Raw genomic sequence first — 15,677 nt, 5'->3', positions numbered from 1 at the left:
GACCTACGACATAGAGGATGTTCAGGATGAAGTTCCGCAAGGCCTCCGCTGCTGCCGCAGCCGCCGTCGCCCTCGCCGTGACCGCCACCGCCTGTGGTGGCAGCGACAGTGGTGGCGGCGACGACAAGAAGATCACCATCGGCATCAAGTTCGACCAGCCGGGTCTGGGCCTGAAGACCCCCGACGGCAAGTACGAGGGCTTCGACGTCGATGTCGCCACGTATGTCGCCAAGGAACTGGGCTACGACGCCAAGGACATCACCTGGAAGCAGTCCCCCAGTGCCGAGCGCGAGAACCTGATCAAGAACGGTGACGTGAAGTTCGTCGTCGCCAGCTACTCGATCAACGACAAGCGCAAGAAGGAAGTCGACTTCGCCGGCCCGTACCTCCTGGCCCACCAGGACCTGCTGGTCCGCGCGGACGACAGCTCGATCACCAAGGCCGAGGACCTCAACACCAAGAAGCTCTGCTCGGTGACCGGCTCGACCTCGGCGCAGAACGTCAAGGACAAGCTGGCCCCCAAGGCCGACCTCCTGGAGCAGGGCGGCTACTCCGAGTGCCTGACCGGTCTGGAGAACAAGGCCGTCGACGCCCTCACCACCGATGACTCCATCCTGGCCGGCTACGCCGCGCAGAAGGAGCACCAGGGCAAGTTCAAGCTCGTCGGCCTCAAGATGAGCGACGAGAAGTACGGCATCGGTCTGAAGAAGGGCGACAAGGACCTTCAGGCCAAGATCAACAAGGCGCTGGAGAAGATGGTCTCCGACGGCACCTGGGACCAGCTCGTGCAGAAGAACTTCGGCCCGGCCAACTACAAGAACGAGCCCGCGCCGAAGATCGAGGAAACCAGCTGACCCTCCGCCGGCGCGCCGTCCGCTCATGACGGCGCGCCGCGCCAATCGACCACGGGAGAGCGCGGAGCATCGTGTTCGACTTTCTTGAGTCCGGGCAGTACGACCTGCTCGGCGCCTTCTGGGTAACGGTGCAGCTCACCGTCTACTCGGCCATCGGCTCCCTGATCTGGGGAACCCTGCTGGCCGCCATGCGGGTCAGTCCGGCCCCGCTGATGCGTGGCTTCGGCACCTTCTACGTCAACATGGTGCGGAACACCCCGCTGACACTGATCATCGTCGGATCGTCGCTGGTGCTGAACCAGACCCTGCTGTTCGGTCTCGGCGGGGACACCTTCAAGGAGACCGGCTTCCGACTGGCCGTTCTCGGATTCGTCGCCTATACCGGCACCTTCGTCTGCGAGGCACTGCGGTCCGGCATCAACACGGTGCCGGTCGGCCAGGCCGAGGCGGCCCGCGCACTGGGCCTGAGCTTCACCCAGGTGCTGGGGCTGATAGTGCTGCCGCAGGCCTTTCGCGCGAGCGTCGCCCCACTGGCGAACGTACTGATCGCACTGACCAAGAACACCACTGTTGCCGCGGCGATCGGTGTGGCCGAAGCCGCGCTGCTGATGAAGGAAATGCTCGAGAACGAGGCCCAGGCGCTCTTCACGGTCTTCGCGATCTTCGCGTTCGGGTTCATCGTCCTCACCCTCCCGACCGGTCTGCTGCTGGGCTGGGTGGCCAAGCGAGTGGCGGTGAAGCGATGACCTCCGTTCTGTACGACGCCCCCGGCCCTCGCGCCAAGCGGCGGAACGTCCTCTACACCGTCGCCTTCCTGGTCGTCCTCGGCCTGGTGGCCTGGTGGTTCCTCGGCGTCATGGCCGAGAAGGACCAGCTCACCGCGGAGAAATGGAGCCCGTTCGTCACGGACTCCGAGGTCTGGACGACGTATCTGATCCCGGGCCTGACGGAAACGCTCAAGGCTGCCGCACTGGCGATCGTGATAGCGCTGCCCCTGGGCGCGCTGCTCGGCATCGGCCGGCTCTCCGACCACGCCGCGGTCCGCACGGTCGCGGGCACCGTCGTGGAGTTCTTCCGCGCCATCCCGGTGCTGCTCCTGATGGTGTTCGCCAACGAGGCCTACTCGCAGTACACCGACATCCCGTCCGACGACCGTCCGCTGTACGCGGTCGTGACCGGGCTGGTCCTCTACAACTCGTCGGTCATCGCCGAGGTCGTACGGGCCGGCGTGCATTCCCTGCCGCGCGGCCAGACCGATGCCGCCAAGGCCATCGGCATGCGCAAGGGCCAGACCATGACCAACGTCCTGCTGCCGCAGGCCGTCACCGTCATGCTCCCGGCCCTGGTCAGCCAGCTCGTCGTCATCGTGAAGGACACGGCACTCGGTGGCGCCCTGCTCGGCTTCAACGAACTGCTCTCGCAGAACCGGCAGATCACGGCGAACTACGGCGCGAACACCATCGCGACCATGACCGTCATCGCGCTGATCTACATCCTGGTCAACTACCTGCTCACCTCCTTCGCGAGCCGGCTGGAGCGCAGACTGCGCCGCGCCGGGAAGTCCGGCGGCGCGGTCCTCGGCGCCGACGCCATGGAGGAGACGGAGACCATGGGCGGTCCGGGACTCCATGCCGAGGAAGCAAGGGCCGGCTGACGGCGGATCGAACGGTGAGGGGCAGGGGCGCATTCCGCCACTGCCCCTCACCGCTGCCCGCGGTCACTTGACGCAAGCACCGGCAGTGGGTTGCATACGTTCTGTGATCGTGCACAGAGGAGTCGCGCCGTGGACCCGGTGATCATTGTCGGCGCGGGGCCGGTCGGATTCTCGCTGGCCCTCGCGCTTGCCGCACAGGGCGTGCCCACTGTCGTCCTCGACGAGGGCCCCGGCAAGGATGAGCCACGTCCGGCCCGCACCGCCATACTGCGGCCGGACACCGTCGCGTTCGCCGAGCGGCTGGGCTGCACCACGATCCATGACGAAGGGACCCGCTGGGTCGCCTGGCGCACCTTCCGGCGCAAGCAACTGCTGCGGCAGTTCGACTTCGGGGAGGGCGGCGACGGCGGGGAATCGCCGCTGCACCTCCCGCAGCACGCGCTGACCCGGGGGCTGCACGAGGCCGCCATGGCCCAGCCGCTCGTCGATGTCGTCACCGACAGCCGCGTCGACACGATCGAACAGGACGACGACGGTGTCACCGTCCACACGCGCGGCACCGAGCCCACCTGGTGGCGCGGCAGTCATCTGGTCGGCTGCGACGGAGCCCGGTCCACCGTGCGCAAACTGCTCGGCGTCCGCTTCCCGGGGCGTACGGCGGTGGAACGGCACGCGGTGGCGGCGCTGCGCGTCGAACTTCCCTGGCCCGGCGAGGCATTGTTGTACCGGCTGCCGAACTGGCCGGGCGTCGGGGCCGAGGTGACGGCCCGACCGCTGCCGGACAGCGCCTGGCGGTTCGACTGGCTGCTGCCGCCCAGCGGCGAGCTCGTCACCCCCGACTCGCTGGTCGCGCGGGTACGGAACACCCTGACCGGCCTGTGCGGTGAGGCTCCTCCGTACGAACTGCTCGACACCGGCGTCCACACCCTGCACCACCGGCTGGCCCGCCGCTGGCGGGTCGGGCGGGCCTTCCTCGCCGGGGACGCCGCACATCTGCTCGGCGCCCTCGGCACGCAGGGGCTCGACGAAGGGCTGCGGGACGCGGAGAACCTCGCCTGGAAACTGGCCCTGGCCTGGCACCACGGAGCGTCGGACACCCTGCTCGACAGCTACCAGTCGGAGCGGCGCACCGCCGTCGCCGCCCGGCTGCGCGCCGCCGACCAGGCGATGCCGGTGCTGCGTGGCGGCGGAGGGCTGCGCACCTACATCCCGGGGGCGGCGCGCGGCCACGACACCCTGCTGACGGACGGGCATCTGGGGCTCGGGCCGTTGGGCGCGCCCCCCGCCTACCCGCACACCCCCCTCGCACCTCCGCGCGCCGGTTCGCAGACGCTCGTCGGGACGGAGGTGGGTGCGCGGGTCGAGGATGTACGGGTCACGGCGCCGGACGGTGCGACCGTGCGGCTGCACGACCGGCTCGGACAAGGCCGGCTGCTGGTGGTGCTGGTCGCCCCGGGCACGGGCGTATGGGAACGGCGGCACTGGATGACGGCCGGCGTCATGCCGCGGCTCGCCGCCGCGGTGACCGCTCTGCCGGTACGGGCCGAGCTGCTGGTCGCCGAGAACTATCCCGAAGCCGCCGCGCACACCGTGCTGCTGGTCAGGCCCGACGGCTGTCTCGTCGCCGCTTTCGGCGGAGTGCGGCCCGCCGAACTGTACGCGGCGGCGGACGCGGTACGCGGGGGTGCGCCTGACTCCGTCGGCTCCGCCGACCCGGACAGTCCTGCCGGCCCGGACGAACCCGCCGACCCGGTGCCCACCGGCCGTACAGCGGACATCAATTGACCGCCGTGGGCGCGCATGGTCTACTCCGGACCATGACCGGCACCGATGTGCGCCTGTGGCGGAGGGTCCGCATGGACCTGATCCGCTATGCGTGCTGCGTGTGTCGCCCGTCCTGCTGACTCGCCCCTCCCCCACGCGCCCATCGGCGCGTCCATGCGAACTCCCAGGACGGACCTTCCGTGTCATTCTCCGTACGCCCCTCGCGGAGGGCGGGGTGCTCTTGGTGGACATCCGTTACGCCGCCTTGCGCGAGCGGGACGGGCTGATCCCAGGGGCGCTGGTGGTGGAGCGCAATGAACTGGAGTGGCGGCCCGATCCACAGGGCAGCCATCGTGCGGACGAAGCCACGGGGCACGATCCGAGGATCGTGGTGATCTGCAACGAGGGTTACGCCTCCAGCCTCGCGGCGGCGTCCCTCCACCAACTGGGCCTGCATCGCGCGACGGACCTCATCAGCGGCTTCCAGGCCTGGCGTGCTGCGGGCCTGCCGGTCACCGGCCCCCGTCACACGTCGAAGTCCAGGTCCTCCATGTCCTCGCCCTCCTCCTCCAGCGCGCGCCTGACCACGCGCAGGGCCATGCCCTCGGGGTAACCCTTGCGGGCCAGCATGCCCGCGAGGCGGCGCAAGCGCCGGTCGCGGTCGAGCCCACGCGTGGAGCGCAGCTTCCGGGCGACCAGCTCGCGGGCGGTCTCCTCCTCCTGCTCGGAGTCCAGCTGCCCGACCGCCTCGTCGATCAGCACGGAGTCGACGCCCTTGGTGCGCAGTTCACGGGCGAGGGCCCGACGGGCCAGGCCCCGCCCGTGGTGCCGGGACTCCACCCAGGCGTCGGCGAACGCCGCGTCGTCGATCAGACCGACTTCCTCGAAGCGGGACAGCACCTCGGCCGAGACATCGTCCGGGATGTCCCGCTTGCGCAGGGCGTCAGCGAGCTGTTTACGGGTCCGCGGGGTCCCGGTGAGCAGGCGCAGGCAGATCGCCCGTGCCTGCTCCGCCGGGTCCTGGGGCGACGGCCCCTGTTCTGCGGAATCCATGCGCCCCTCCGGCCGGCCGGTACGCCATGTCCTCGGGTCGGACACGGGGCCGGTCAGCTCTTGGCCGTGCTCGCCTTGGCCGTCTTGGCCTTGGCGGGCGCCGACTTCGCCTCGTCGTCGGCCGGGGCGCCGACGGCCGCGTCCGCACCGGGCTCGGCTGCCGGGGCCTCCGGCTGGACACCGACGCCCAGCTTCTCCTTGATCTTCTTCTCGATCTCGTTGGCGAGGTCGGGGTTGTCCTTGAGGAAGTTCCGGGCGTTCTCCTTGCCCTGGCCGAGCTGGTCGCCCTCGTAGGTGTACCAAGCACCGGCCTTGCGGATGAAGCCGTGCTCGACGCCCATGTCGATCAGGCCGCCCTCGCGGCTGATGCCCTGGCCGTAGAGGATGTCGAACTCGGCCTGTTTGAAGGGCGGCGCGACCTTGTTCTTGACGACCTTCACACGGGTGCGGTTGCCGACTGCCTCGGTGCCGTCCTTGAGGGTCTCGATGCGGCGGATGTCGAGACGCACGGAGGCGTAGAACTTCAGCGCCCGGCCACCGGTGGTGGTCTCCGGCGAGCCGAACATCACACCGACCTTCTCACGCAGCTGGTTGATGAAGATCGCGGTGGTCTTGGACTGGTTCAGCGCACCGGTGATCTTCCGGAGCGCCTGGCTCATCAGACGGGCCTGGAGACCGACGTGCGAGTCGCCCATCTCGCCCTCGATCTCCGCGCGCGGCACCAGGGCGGCGACGGAGTCGATGACGATCAGGTCGAGCGCGCCGGAGCGGACCAGCATGTCCACGATCTCCAGCGCCTGCTCACCGTTGTCCGGCTGGGACAGGATGAGCGAGTCGATGTCGACGCCGAGCTTCTTGGCGTACTCGGGGTCGAGGGCGTGCTCGGCGTCCACGAAGGCCACCGTGCCACCGGCCTTCTGGGCGTTGGCCACGGCGTGCAGGGTCAGCGTGGTCTTACCGGAGGACTCCGGTCCGTAGACCTCCACCACACGGCCGCGCGGCAGGCCGCCGACACCCAGGGCGACGTCGAGGGCGGTCGACCCGGTGGGGATCACCTCGATGGGCTCGTTCGGCCGCTCGCCCAGGCGCATCACGGCACCCTTGCCGAATTGGCGTTCAATCTGTGCGAGTGCGGCGTCGAGCGCCTTCTCGCGGTCGGTTCCTGCCATGGGTTCCACCCGGTTTGCTTGAGTCGATCGCTTCACGTCAAAGACGCTAACCCCTGCCACTGACAATGGGCCCCGACGTCCTTCCGGCCTGTGGATATCTCAGGTCTCCACCTCAGGTCTCCACGGCTCCGGAATCCCATGAGAATAGATGTTCGATTTTGGTGTCAAGCGCACCGCGCGCACCGGCCCGGCGGCCCGGATCAGCCGGTCCGGCGCAACGCCCGGCGCGCTCGCACGAGCAGCGGGTCCGCCTCGGGCCGCTGCCGTCTGCCGTGCACGCGCGGGTCGTCCGTCACGTCGTAGCGCTTCACGTACGCACCCAGGAAGGCCTGCAGGGTCGCGACCGCGGGGATGGCGATCAGCGCACCGACCGCGCCCAGCAGGGCCGTGCCGGCGATGACCGAGCCGAAGGCCACCGCCGGGTGGATGTCCACCGTCCTCGCGGTGAGTTTCGGCTGCAGCAGATAGTTCTCGAACTGCTGGTAGATCACGACGAACCCGAGCACCCACAGCGCGTACCAGGGATCGACGGTGAAGGCGATCAGCATCGGGAGGGCCCCGGCCAGGTACGTACCGATGGTCGGGATGAACTGGGAGACCAGGCCCACCCACACCGCGAGCACCGGCGCGTACGGCACCCCGAGCATCGCCAGCAGGATGTAGTGGGCGATGCCGGAGACGAGCGCCATCAGACCGCGCGAGTAGAGGTAGCCGCCGGTCTTGTCGACGGCGATCTCCCAGGCGCGCAGCACCTCGGCCTGCCGGGCCGGGGGAAGCACGGAACACAGTGCGCGCCGCAGCCGGGGTCCGTCCGCCGCGAAGTAGAACGAGAACAGGAAGATCGTCAGCAGCCGGAACAGTCCGCTGAGCACGGTTGCCGATATGTCGAGGACACCGCTCGCGCTGCTCTGGACGTACCTCTGCAGCCAGTCGGAGCGGAGGAGGCTGTCCTGGATCTCGACGCGCGAGAGGTCCGAGTGGAAGGTCTGGTTGATCCAGCGGATGACTGAGTCGAGGTACTTGGGGAACTCCTCGACCAGATCGATGATCTGTCCCGCCAGCATGGATCCGAGCAGGACCATGAAGCCGGTGCAGGCGACGATCACCCCGAGGAACACCAGGAACGTGGCCAGACCGCGGCGCACGCCGCGGGCCGCCATGCGTCCCACGGCGGGCTCGATCGCCAGTGACAGGAAGAAGGCGATCAGGATGGTGATCAGGAACCCGATGAGCTGGTGGAAGACCCAGCTGCCGAGCTGGAAACAGGCGTAGAGGGCGAACGCGAGCACCATCGCGCGCGGCAGCCATCGCGGCATGCGCGCACGTGCCGCGGCCATGGTGGTCCGTGCGTCGGCCTCTGCGTCCCGTACCGGGTGTGCGGCCGGGTCCGTCTCCTGCTGTGTCATCGCTTGTCGGCCGGGATGCCGAGGGCGGCGCAGACACCGCGCCAGACGTCCTTGGCCTCCCAGCCCGCCTCGAGCGCCTCGTGCACCGTGCGCCCGCCGAGCTGCGACATCACATGATCGCGCGCAAAGGAATCCGCGTATCCCTCACCGAAGTGCTCCGCCATTCGTTCCCAGAAGACCGTCAACCGCATGACATCAGTATCCAGCCCCTGAGGGTGCAGCCCGTCCGTTGAGCCTCCGCGACAGCGCTTTCCGCCCTACCGTCGCAACATGACCGCACTCGCCCGCGCCGAACGCTTCGTCTGGCTGACCGCCAGAGTGCTGGAGCAGCAGCGCTTCGCCCACCACTTCCTGAACGGCCCGGCCGACGCCGTGGAGGCCGCGCTCGCCGCCTATCAGGGGCAGGACGGCGGCTACGGTCACGCCCTCGAGCCCGATCTGCGCGGCCCTGTCAGCCAGCCCCTGCACACGGCGCACGCGCTGCGTGTCCTCGACTCCATCGGCCGCTGCGGAGGACTGCGTGCGGAGCGGGTCTGCCGCTATCTGACGGGCGTGTCCACGAGGGACGGGGCGCTGCCCGCGCTGCATCCCAGTCTGCGCGGATATCCGTCGGCCCCTTTCCTGCCGGTCGTCGACGACCCGCCGAGCGAGCTGCTGGCGACGGGTCCGGTGGTCGGGCTGCTGCACCGCAACGAGGTGTGGCACGCCTGGCTGTTCCGGGCCACGGACTTCTGCTGGGCCGCGATCGACTCGCTGGAGAAGTCCCACCCGTACGAGATCCAGGCGGCCGTCGCCTTCCTCGACGGTGTACCCGACCGTTCGCGCGCGGAGGCGGCTGCGGACCGGCTGGGGCGGCTGGTCCGGGAGCAGCAACTGGTCGTGCTGGATCCCGAACGGCGCGACGACCGGCCGGTGGCGCCCGGTTACGCACCGGGCGAGCACCACTTCGCGCACGACTACGCCCGTACCCCCGACTCGCTCGCCCGGCGGTGGTTCACGGACGAGGAGATGGAACGCTCCTTGGACTTTCTCGCCGCAGAGCAGCGGGAGGACGGCGGCTGGCCTCTCCGGTGGCGCGAGTGGGCGGCTGCGGCAAGCCTCGAATGGCGTCCGATCGTGACCGTCGAGGCGCTGCTGACGCTGAGGGGGTACGGGCGGGACATCGGCTGACAGTGCCTGGCTCGCTCCCCGGTGGCCCGTGCTCCCATTCTGTGGCGCCCGGCCCGGTCGCCGCCTCGACGTCCGCACGCTGGACAGGCCGCGCGGCGTCCGTTGTCAGTGGCCGGGTGCACGATGGAGGACATGGCCGGATCAGCGCTCGACTCCTTCTCCCCCGCGACCCGCGGTTGGTTCACGGGTGCCTTCACCGCACCCACCGCGGCGCAGGAGGGCGCCTGGCGGGCGATCGGCGCGGGCTCCGATGTGCTGGTGGTGGCTCCGACCGGGTCCGGCAAGACACTGGCGGCCTTCCTCGCGGCCCTGGACCGGCTGGCGTCCGTCCCGCCTCCGGCCGAGGCGAAGAGGCGCTGCCGGGTGCTCTATGTCTCGCCGCTCAAGGCCCTCGCGGTGGACGTGGAGCGGAACCTGCGCAGCCCGCTGACGGGCATCCGGCAGGAGTCCGTGCGGCTCGGACTGCCGGAGCCCGACGTGCGGGTGGGGATCCGCTCGGGGGACACCCCCGCTGCGGAGCGCCGCGCGCTGGCGACCAGGCCGCCGGACATCCTGATCACCACACCCGAGTCGCTGTTCCTGATGCTCACCTCGTCGACCCGTGAGGCGCTGTCCGGGATCGAGACGGTGATCCTGGACGAGGTGCATGCCGTCGCCGGGACGAAGCGCGGCGCCCATCTGGCCCTGTCGCTGGAGCGGCTCGACGAGCTGCTGCCGCGGCCGGCCCGCCGGATCGGTCTTTCGGCGACGGTCCGTCCGGTCGACGAGGTCGCTCGCTTCCTGTCGCCGCAGCGGAAGGTGGAGATCGTCCAGCCGCCGTCCACCAAGGAGTTCGACCTGTCGGTGGTCGTGCCGGTCGAGGACCTGGGTGAGCTGGGCGGTTCGCCCGCCACCGAGGGCGACGGCGGTGAGAAGCCGTCGATCTGGCCTCATGTGGAGGAGCGCATCGCCGATCTGGTGCAGGCGCACCGCTCGACGATCGTCTTCGCCAACTCCCGCCGCCTGGCGGAGCGGCTGTGCAACCGGCTCAACGAGATCGCCTACGAGCGTGCCATGGGCACTGTGCTTGATTCGCGCGGCTCCGCCACGACCCTCCCCGAGGGGGCATCTCCGGCCGAGATCATGGCGCAATCAGGAGCGGCGCACGGTGCCCCCGCGCTGCTCGCCCGCGCCCACCACGGTTCGGTGTCCAAGGAACAGCGCGCCCTGGTCGAGGAGGATCTGAAGGCAGGCAGGCTGCCGGCCGTGGTCGCCACGTCCAGCCTGGAGCTGGGCATCGACATGGGCGCGGTGGACCTGGTCGTCCAGGTGGAGTCGCCGCCCTCCGTCGCCTCCGGACTCCAGCGGGTCGGCCGGGCCGGCCACCAGGTGGGCGCGGTCTCCACCGGGGTCGTCTTCCCCAAATACCGCGGCGATCTGGTGCAGGCGGCCGTGGTCACCGAGCGGATGTGTACCGGCTCGATCGAGTCCCTCCGCATCCCGTCCAACCCGCTGGACGTGCTCGCCCAGCAGCTGGTCGCCATGGTCGCGCTCGACAGCCGGCAGGTCGACGACCTGCTCGCCACGGTCCGGCGTGCGGCCCCCTTCGCCTCGCTCCCCGAGTCGGCGTTCACGGCGGTGCTGGACATGCTCGCCGGACGGTATCCGTCCGACGCCTTTGCCGAGCTGCGTCCGCGGGTGGTCTGGGACCGCGTCACCGGTACGGTCACGGGCCGGCCGGGGGCGCAGCGGCTCGCCGTCACCTCCGGCGGCACCATCCCGGACCGCGGTCTGTTCGGGGTGTTCCTCGCCGGGGCCGACCCCAAGAAGGGCGGCGGCCGGGTCGGCGAGCTCGACGAGGAGATGGTCTACGAATCCCGCGTCGGCGATGTCTTCACACTGGGCACCACCTCCTGGCGGATCGAGGACATCACCCGCGACCGGGTCCTGGTCTCCCCCGCCCCCGGAGTGCCGGGACGGCTGCCGTTCTGGAAGGGCGACCAGCTCGGCCGCCCCCTCGAACTGGGCCGGGCCGTCGGCTCGTTCCTGCGGGAGGTCGGCTCCCTCGCACCGGACGACGCCCGGCTGCGGCTGGTCGCCGCCGGTCTCGACGCCTGGGCCGCCGACAACGTCCTCGCGTACCTCGACGAGCAGCGCCGCGCCTGCGGCCATGTGCCGGACGACCGGACCATCCTCGTCGAGCGGTTCCGCGACGAGCTGGGCGACTGGCGGGTCGTCGTCCACTCCCCGTTCGGCGCGCAGGTGCACGCCCCCTGGGCCCTCGCCCTCGGCGCCCGGCTCGCGGAGCGGTACGGCATGGACGCCCAGGTCATGCACGCCGACGACGGCATCGTGCTGCGGCTGCCAGAGACTCTCCTGTTCGATGGCGGGCAAGGAGAGACCGATCTGATGTACGCGGCCGACAGGCCGATCGACTCGGACGAGCAGGCGCCGGTCGGCGCGGCCGACGTCGCCTTCGACAAGGGCGAGATCGACCAGATCGTCACCGACCAAGTGGGCGGATCCGCCCTCTTCGCGTCCCGGTTCCGGGAGTGCGCCGCCCGGGCGCTGCTGCTGCCCCGCCGCAGTCCGGGCAAGCGCACCCCGCTGTGGCAACAGCGGCAGCGCGCCGCCCAACTGCTCCAGGTCGCCTCGGAGTTCGGCTCGTTCCCGATCGTGCTGGAGGCGGTCCGCGAATGCCTCCAGGACGTCTTCGACGTACCGGGCCTGGTCGAGCTGATGGGCGACATCGAGTCCCGCCGGGTGCGGCTGGTCGAGGTCACCACCCCCGAACCGTCGCCGTTCGCCCGCTCCCTGCTCTTCGGCTATGTGGCGCAGTTCCTGTACGAAGGCGACTCGCCGCTCGCCGAACGGCGTGCAGCGGCGCTGTCGCTGGACTCGCGGCTGCTGGCCGAGCTCCTCGGCCAGGCCGAGCTGCGCGAACTCCTCGATGCCGATGTCCTGACGGAGCTGGAGCGCGAGCTCCAGTGGCTCACCGAGGACCGCCGCGCCAAGGACCCGGAGGGCGTCGCCGACCTGCTGCGGCTGCTCGGCCCGCTCACGGACGCCGAGCTGGCCGAGCGCGGCGCGGAACCGGGATGGGCCGAGGAGCTGGCGGCGGCCCGCCGGGTCCTCCGGGTCCGTATCGCCGGAGACGGTCACTGGGCGGCGATCGAGGATGCCGGGCGGCTGCGCGACGCCCTCGGCACAGCGCTTCCCGTCGGTGTCCCCGAGGCCTTCACCGAGCCGGTCAAGGACCCGCTGGGCGACCTTCTCGCGCGGTACGCCCGCACCCACGGACCGTTCACCTCCGCGGCCGCGGCCGCCCGGTTCGGTCTCGGCACAGCGGTCACCGACGGCGCCCTCCAGCGGCTCGCGGCAGACGGCCGGGTCGTCCAGGGCGAGTTCCATCCGTCGGGCATCGGCCAGGAGTGGTGCGACGCGGCCGTACTGCGCAGGCTGCGCCGCCGCTCGCTCGCGGCACTGCGCCAGGAGCTGGAGCCGGTCCCGCCCGCCGCACTCGCCTCCTTCCTGCCGCAGTGGCAGCACCTGGGCAGCAGCAGCCTGCGCGGCATCGACGGGCTGGCGCGCGCCGTGGAGCAACTGCAGGGCGCGCCCGTTCCCGCATCCGGCCTGGAGAAGCTGATCCTTCCGTCCCGGGTCATGGACTACTCCTCCACCCTCCTCGACGAGCTCACCGCCACCGGTGAGGTGGTGTGGGCGGGCGCGGGAGCACTCCCGGGCAAGGACGGCTGGATCTCCCTCTACGTCGCCGATGCCGCCCCGCTGCTGCTGCCGCCCCCGCACCCTCTGGAGATCGGCCCGCTGCACCAGTCCGTCCTGGACGCCCTCGCTCCGGGGTACGGCCTCTTCTTCCGGCAGATCGCCGACCGGGTGCGGGCCACCACACACCCCGACGCGACCGATCCCCAACTCGCCGACACCATCTGGGAGCTGGCCTGGTCCGGCCGGCTCACCAATGACACCCTCGCTCCCCTGCGCGCGCTCCTCGGCTCCGGACGCACGGCCGGCTCCACCGCGCATCGCGCCAGGCGCACCGTCCCCCGTGGGCGGTACGGCACACTCACCGCGGCTGCCCGGCCCGTCTCGCGGACGGGCCCGCCGACCGTGTCCGGGCGCTGGTCCGTGCTGCCCGACCGCGAATCCGACCCCACCCATCGCGCCCACGCCCTGGCCCGCACCCTGCTCGACCGGCACGGCGTGGTGACCCGCGGCGCCGTCGCCGCCGAGGGTGTCGAAGGCGGCTTCTCCGCGGCGTACCGTGTCCTGTCCGCATTCGAGGACAGCGGCCAGGCCCGGCGCGGTTATGTCGTCGAAGGCCTGGGCGCCGCGCAGTTCGCGATGGACGGCGCGGTCGACCGCCTGCGCGCCGCCGCGGGCGCGCGTGAGCGTGCCGACCCAGCCGCCTCGCCCCGCGCGATGGTCCTCGCGGCGGCCGATCCCGCCAATGCGTACGGGGCGGCACTCGCCTGGCCCGACCCTCCCGCGGGGGCGGGGCACAAGCCGGGACGCAAGGCCGGGGCCATGGTGGTCCTGGTCGACGGAGAGCTGGCGCTCTATATGGAGCGCGGCGGCAAGACACTGCTGGCCTGGCCGGACGACCCGGACTCGCCCGCACTGCACGCCGCCGCGGAGGCACTCGCCGACGCGGCCCGCTCCGGCCGGCTCGGCACGGTGACCGTGGAGCGCACGAACGGCACGTCCGCGCTCACATCCCCCCTGGGCCGCGCCCTGGAAGCGGCGGGCTTCCACGCGACGCCGCGCGGCCTGCGCCTTCGGGCGTAAGGGTGTCCTCCCGCCACCCGGTCAGCCCTGGTGTGCGTTCTCGGACTCCGGACGGGCCGGAAGGGGACGCCGAACGCAGTCCGGGGTGGTCATGATGGAAACATGCCCGAAGGAGACACCGTCTGGCAGACCGCCCGGCGCATGCATGACGCCCTCGCCGGGCGCGTGCTGACCCGGTCCGATCTGCGCGTACCCAGGCTTGCCACCGCCGACCTCTCGGGGCGTACCGTCCTGGACGTCACCCCGCACGGCAAGCATCTGCTGGCCAGGATCGAGGGCGGAGTGACCCTGCACTCACATCTGCGCATGGACGGCTCCTGGCAGGTGTACACCACCGGCGAACGCTGGCGTGGCGGGCCGGGGCACCAGATCAGGGCCGTGCTGGCCAACTCCGAACACACCGCGGTCGGCTACCGCCTGCCCGTGCTGAACCTGCTCCGAACCGCCGACGAGGAGCGCGTCGTCGGCCATCTCGGGCCCGATCTACTCGGCCCGGACTGGGATGCCGACCAGGCGCTCGCGAACCTTCTGAAGGACCCCGGCCGGCCGCTCGGCGAAGCCCTCGCCGACCAGAGGAATCTCGCCGGTATCGGCAATGTCTACCGGTCGGAACTGTGTTTCCTCGCCTCCGCGACCCCATGGCTGCCGTTCGGTGAACTCCCGGATCCCGAGCGGCTGGTCGCGGCGGCCAAGCGACTGCTCGAGGTCAACCGCGACCGCCCCGGTGGGCGCACCACCACCGGTAGCAGCAACCCCGGCCGGCGGCTCTTCGTCTACGGGCGAGCCGGGCTCCCCTGTCTGCGCTGCGGTACGCCGATCCGTTCCGCCGACCAGGGCGAGCCGGGCCGCGAGCGCATCGTCTACTGGTGTCCCCGCTGCCAACCCGGTCCTGTTGATTGACGAACCGTCAGTTCCTCTGTGCCGGGCCGGGTCCGCACTCGCGTGACGGACCGTCATGACATTCCGGACTCCAACGGCAGGCGGAGGACGCCGTGGTGCGGCTCACGCCGTATGCGGTCCTTCATCCGGCCTCGGACGCATTCGCCTTCCCGACGGGTCGGATCCTGCGCCCCAACGGCGGTGTGGCGATGCCTTGGTGGCCGCCGCGTGCACCGGCAGCAGGCTCAGCCCCCATCCACCGGCCGCGACCGCGCCCTCGACCAGGCCTGTTCGCTCGGGTATGAGCGCCAGCCGCAGCACGGCCCACCACCAGAGCCCGCCGACTAGGACCGCAGGCACCCAGCGCACCGCCATGCCTCCTCCTCCGGCCGATGCCGGCCCCGCGCTCCGGGGTGAAGCCGACTCCTCTCCACCATGGCACAGAGCACCCATTCGGGCATTCGGATCGGCTGGACAACGCGAAAGCCCCGGCCGGGCCATGCAGGGCCGACCGGGGCTCACACCAGCTGTGGCTGCCGGACTCAGGCGGCGACGACGTCCACTGCTTCCGCAGGCGCCTTGATCGTCACCCGCTCCGTCGGCACTCCTGCCACCGACGTCACGGAAACCGAATTCAGCATCGGACGCACCGGCGCACGCACCGGCTCGCTTGCCGCTGCAGACTCGGCCAGCTCGGCGAGTGCCAGTTCGTCGCTCACTTCACGCATGAGCTCGGACATCCGTACGTCAAGCGCGTCGCAAATCGCGGAGAGCAGTTCGGAGGAAGCCTCCTTCTGCCCCCGCTCCACCTCGGAGAGATAGCCGAGTGAGACTCGGGCGGACGAGGAGACTTCGCGCAGAGTACGGCCCTGGCGCTGGCGCTGCCGACGCAGCACGTCACCCAGCAGGCGACGGAGCAGAATCATCGGTGGCTCCCTCCTCG

12 protein-coding genes and 2 pseudogenes are annotated in these 15,677 nt (G+C 70.8%); 8 read left to right on the top strand and 6 right to left on the bottom strand.

All coding sequences use genetic code 11. From position 1 onward, the window contains the following. The first annotated feature begins 26 nt into the window (after positions 1-26). The 5 genes and pseudogenes from ABD858_RS24240 to ABD858_RS24220 form a co-directional block, all read left to right on the top strand. Entirely contained in the window at positions 27-854 is an 828-nt protein-coding gene (locus tag ABD858_RS24240; protein ID WP_345041180.1) for a glutamate ABC transporter substrate-binding protein, read from the top strand. Between the two features lie 71 nt (positions 855-925). Beyond that, positions 926-1,600 (top strand): amino acid ABC transporter permease, encoded by a 675-nt coding sequence (locus tag ABD858_RS24235; protein ID WP_345041178.1) that lies wholly within the window; start codon positions 926-928, stop codon positions 1,598-1,600. After that, a complete protein-coding gene (locus ABD858_RS24230; protein WP_345041175.1) occupies positions 1,597-2,508 on the top strand; it encodes an amino acid ABC transporter permease in 912 nt (303 codons plus the stop codon). Before ABD858_RS24235 ends, ABD858_RS24230 begins: the two co-directional genes overlap by 4 nt. A 129-nt stretch (positions 2,509-2,637) precedes the next feature. Next, the gene (locus ABD858_RS24225) at positions 2,638-4,293 is read left to right on the top strand and encodes an FAD-dependent monooxygenase (protein WP_345041173.1); all 1,656 of its coding nucleotides are present in this window, start codon (positions 2,638-2,640) and stop codon (positions 4,291-4,293) included. 184 nt (positions 4,294-4,477) lie between these two features. Continuing rightward, positions 4,478-4,789: pseudogene (locus ABD858_RS24220) on the top strand (rhodanese-like domain-containing protein); the annotation flags it as partial. Positions 4,790-4,797: 8 nt separating this feature from the next. On the opposite strand, the pseudogene recX reads toward ABD858_RS24220, so the two are convergent. The 4 genes and pseudogenes from recX to ABD858_RS24200 form a co-directional block, all read right to left on the bottom strand. Then, positions 4,798-5,472: pseudogene (gene recX, locus ABD858_RS24215) on the bottom strand (recombination regulator RecX); the annotation flags it as partial. Further along, positions 5,379-6,494: a recombinase RecA gene (gene recA / locus ABD858_RS24210; RefSeq protein ID WP_345041170.1), complete on the bottom strand. Its 1,116-nt coding sequence runs from the start codon at positions 6,492-6,494 to the stop codon at positions 5,379-5,381. The pseudogene recX and the gene recA, both read right to left, overlap by 94 nt. A gap of 200 nt (positions 6,495-6,694) precedes the next feature. Continuing rightward, positions 6,695-7,810 carry an AI-2E family transporter gene (locus ABD858_RS24205; protein ID WP_345044817.1) on the bottom strand — a complete coding sequence of 372 codons (1,116 nt, stop codon included), beginning with the start codon at positions 7,808-7,810 and terminating at the stop codon, positions 6,695-6,697. Between the two features lie 86 nt (positions 7,811-7,896). Beyond that, positions 7,897-8,091 (bottom strand): DUF3046 domain-containing protein, encoded by a 195-nt coding sequence (locus tag ABD858_RS24200; protein WP_345041168.1) that lies wholly within the window; start codon positions 8,089-8,091, stop codon positions 7,897-7,899. Between the two features lie 79 nt (positions 8,092-8,170). On the opposite strand from ABD858_RS24200, the gene ABD858_RS24195 reads away from it, so the two are divergent. The 3 genes from ABD858_RS24195 to ABD858_RS24185 all read left to right on the top strand — a co-directional run bounded on the left by ABD858_RS24195 (position 8,171) and on the right by ABD858_RS24185 (position 14,755). After that, positions 8,171-9,070: a hypothetical protein gene (locus tag ABD858_RS24195; RefSeq protein WP_345041166.1), complete on the top strand. Its 900-nt coding sequence runs from the start codon at positions 8,171-8,173 to the stop codon at positions 9,068-9,070. Between the two features lie 132 nt (positions 9,071-9,202). Continuing rightward, complete coding sequence (locus ABD858_RS24190) at positions 9,203-13,855, top strand: ATP-dependent helicase (RefSeq protein WP_345041164.1); 4,653 nt, start codon at positions 9,203-9,205, stop codon at positions 13,853-13,855. A gap of 102 nt (positions 13,856-13,957) precedes the next feature. Then, on the top strand, positions 13,958-14,755 hold the full coding sequence (locus ABD858_RS24185) for an Fpg/Nei family DNA glycosylase (RefSeq protein WP_345041161.1): 798 nt from the start codon (positions 13,958-13,960) through the stop codon (positions 14,753-14,755). Between the two features lie 102 nt (positions 14,756-14,857). Here ABD858_RS24185 and ABD858_RS24180 read toward each other — a convergent pair whose 3' ends face one another. Together ABD858_RS24180 and ABD858_RS24175 are read right to left on the bottom strand one after the other, a co-directional pair. Continuing rightward, positions 14,858-15,109, bottom strand: coding sequence for a hypothetical protein (locus ABD858_RS24180; RefSeq protein ID WP_345041159.1), 252 nt, complete (start codon positions 15,107-15,109; stop codon positions 14,858-14,860). 167 nt (positions 15,110-15,276) lie between these two features. Further along, positions 15,277-15,660 carry a helix-turn-helix domain-containing protein gene (locus tag ABD858_RS24175; RefSeq protein WP_345041156.1) on the bottom strand — a complete coding sequence of 128 codons (384 nt, stop codon included), beginning with the start codon at positions 15,658-15,660 and terminating at the stop codon, positions 15,277-15,279. Between the last annotated feature and the right edge of the window lie 17 nt (positions 15,661-15,677).

This window comes from Streptomyces sannanensis, assembly GCF_039536205.1.
In the GTDB taxonomy this organism is placed as follows: Bacteria; Actinomycetota; Actinomycetes; order Streptomycetales; family Streptomycetaceae; genus Streptomyces; species Streptomyces sannanensis.
Note: the sequence above shows the minus strand (reverse complement) of the source record. Positions and strands in the feature narration are given on the sequence as shown.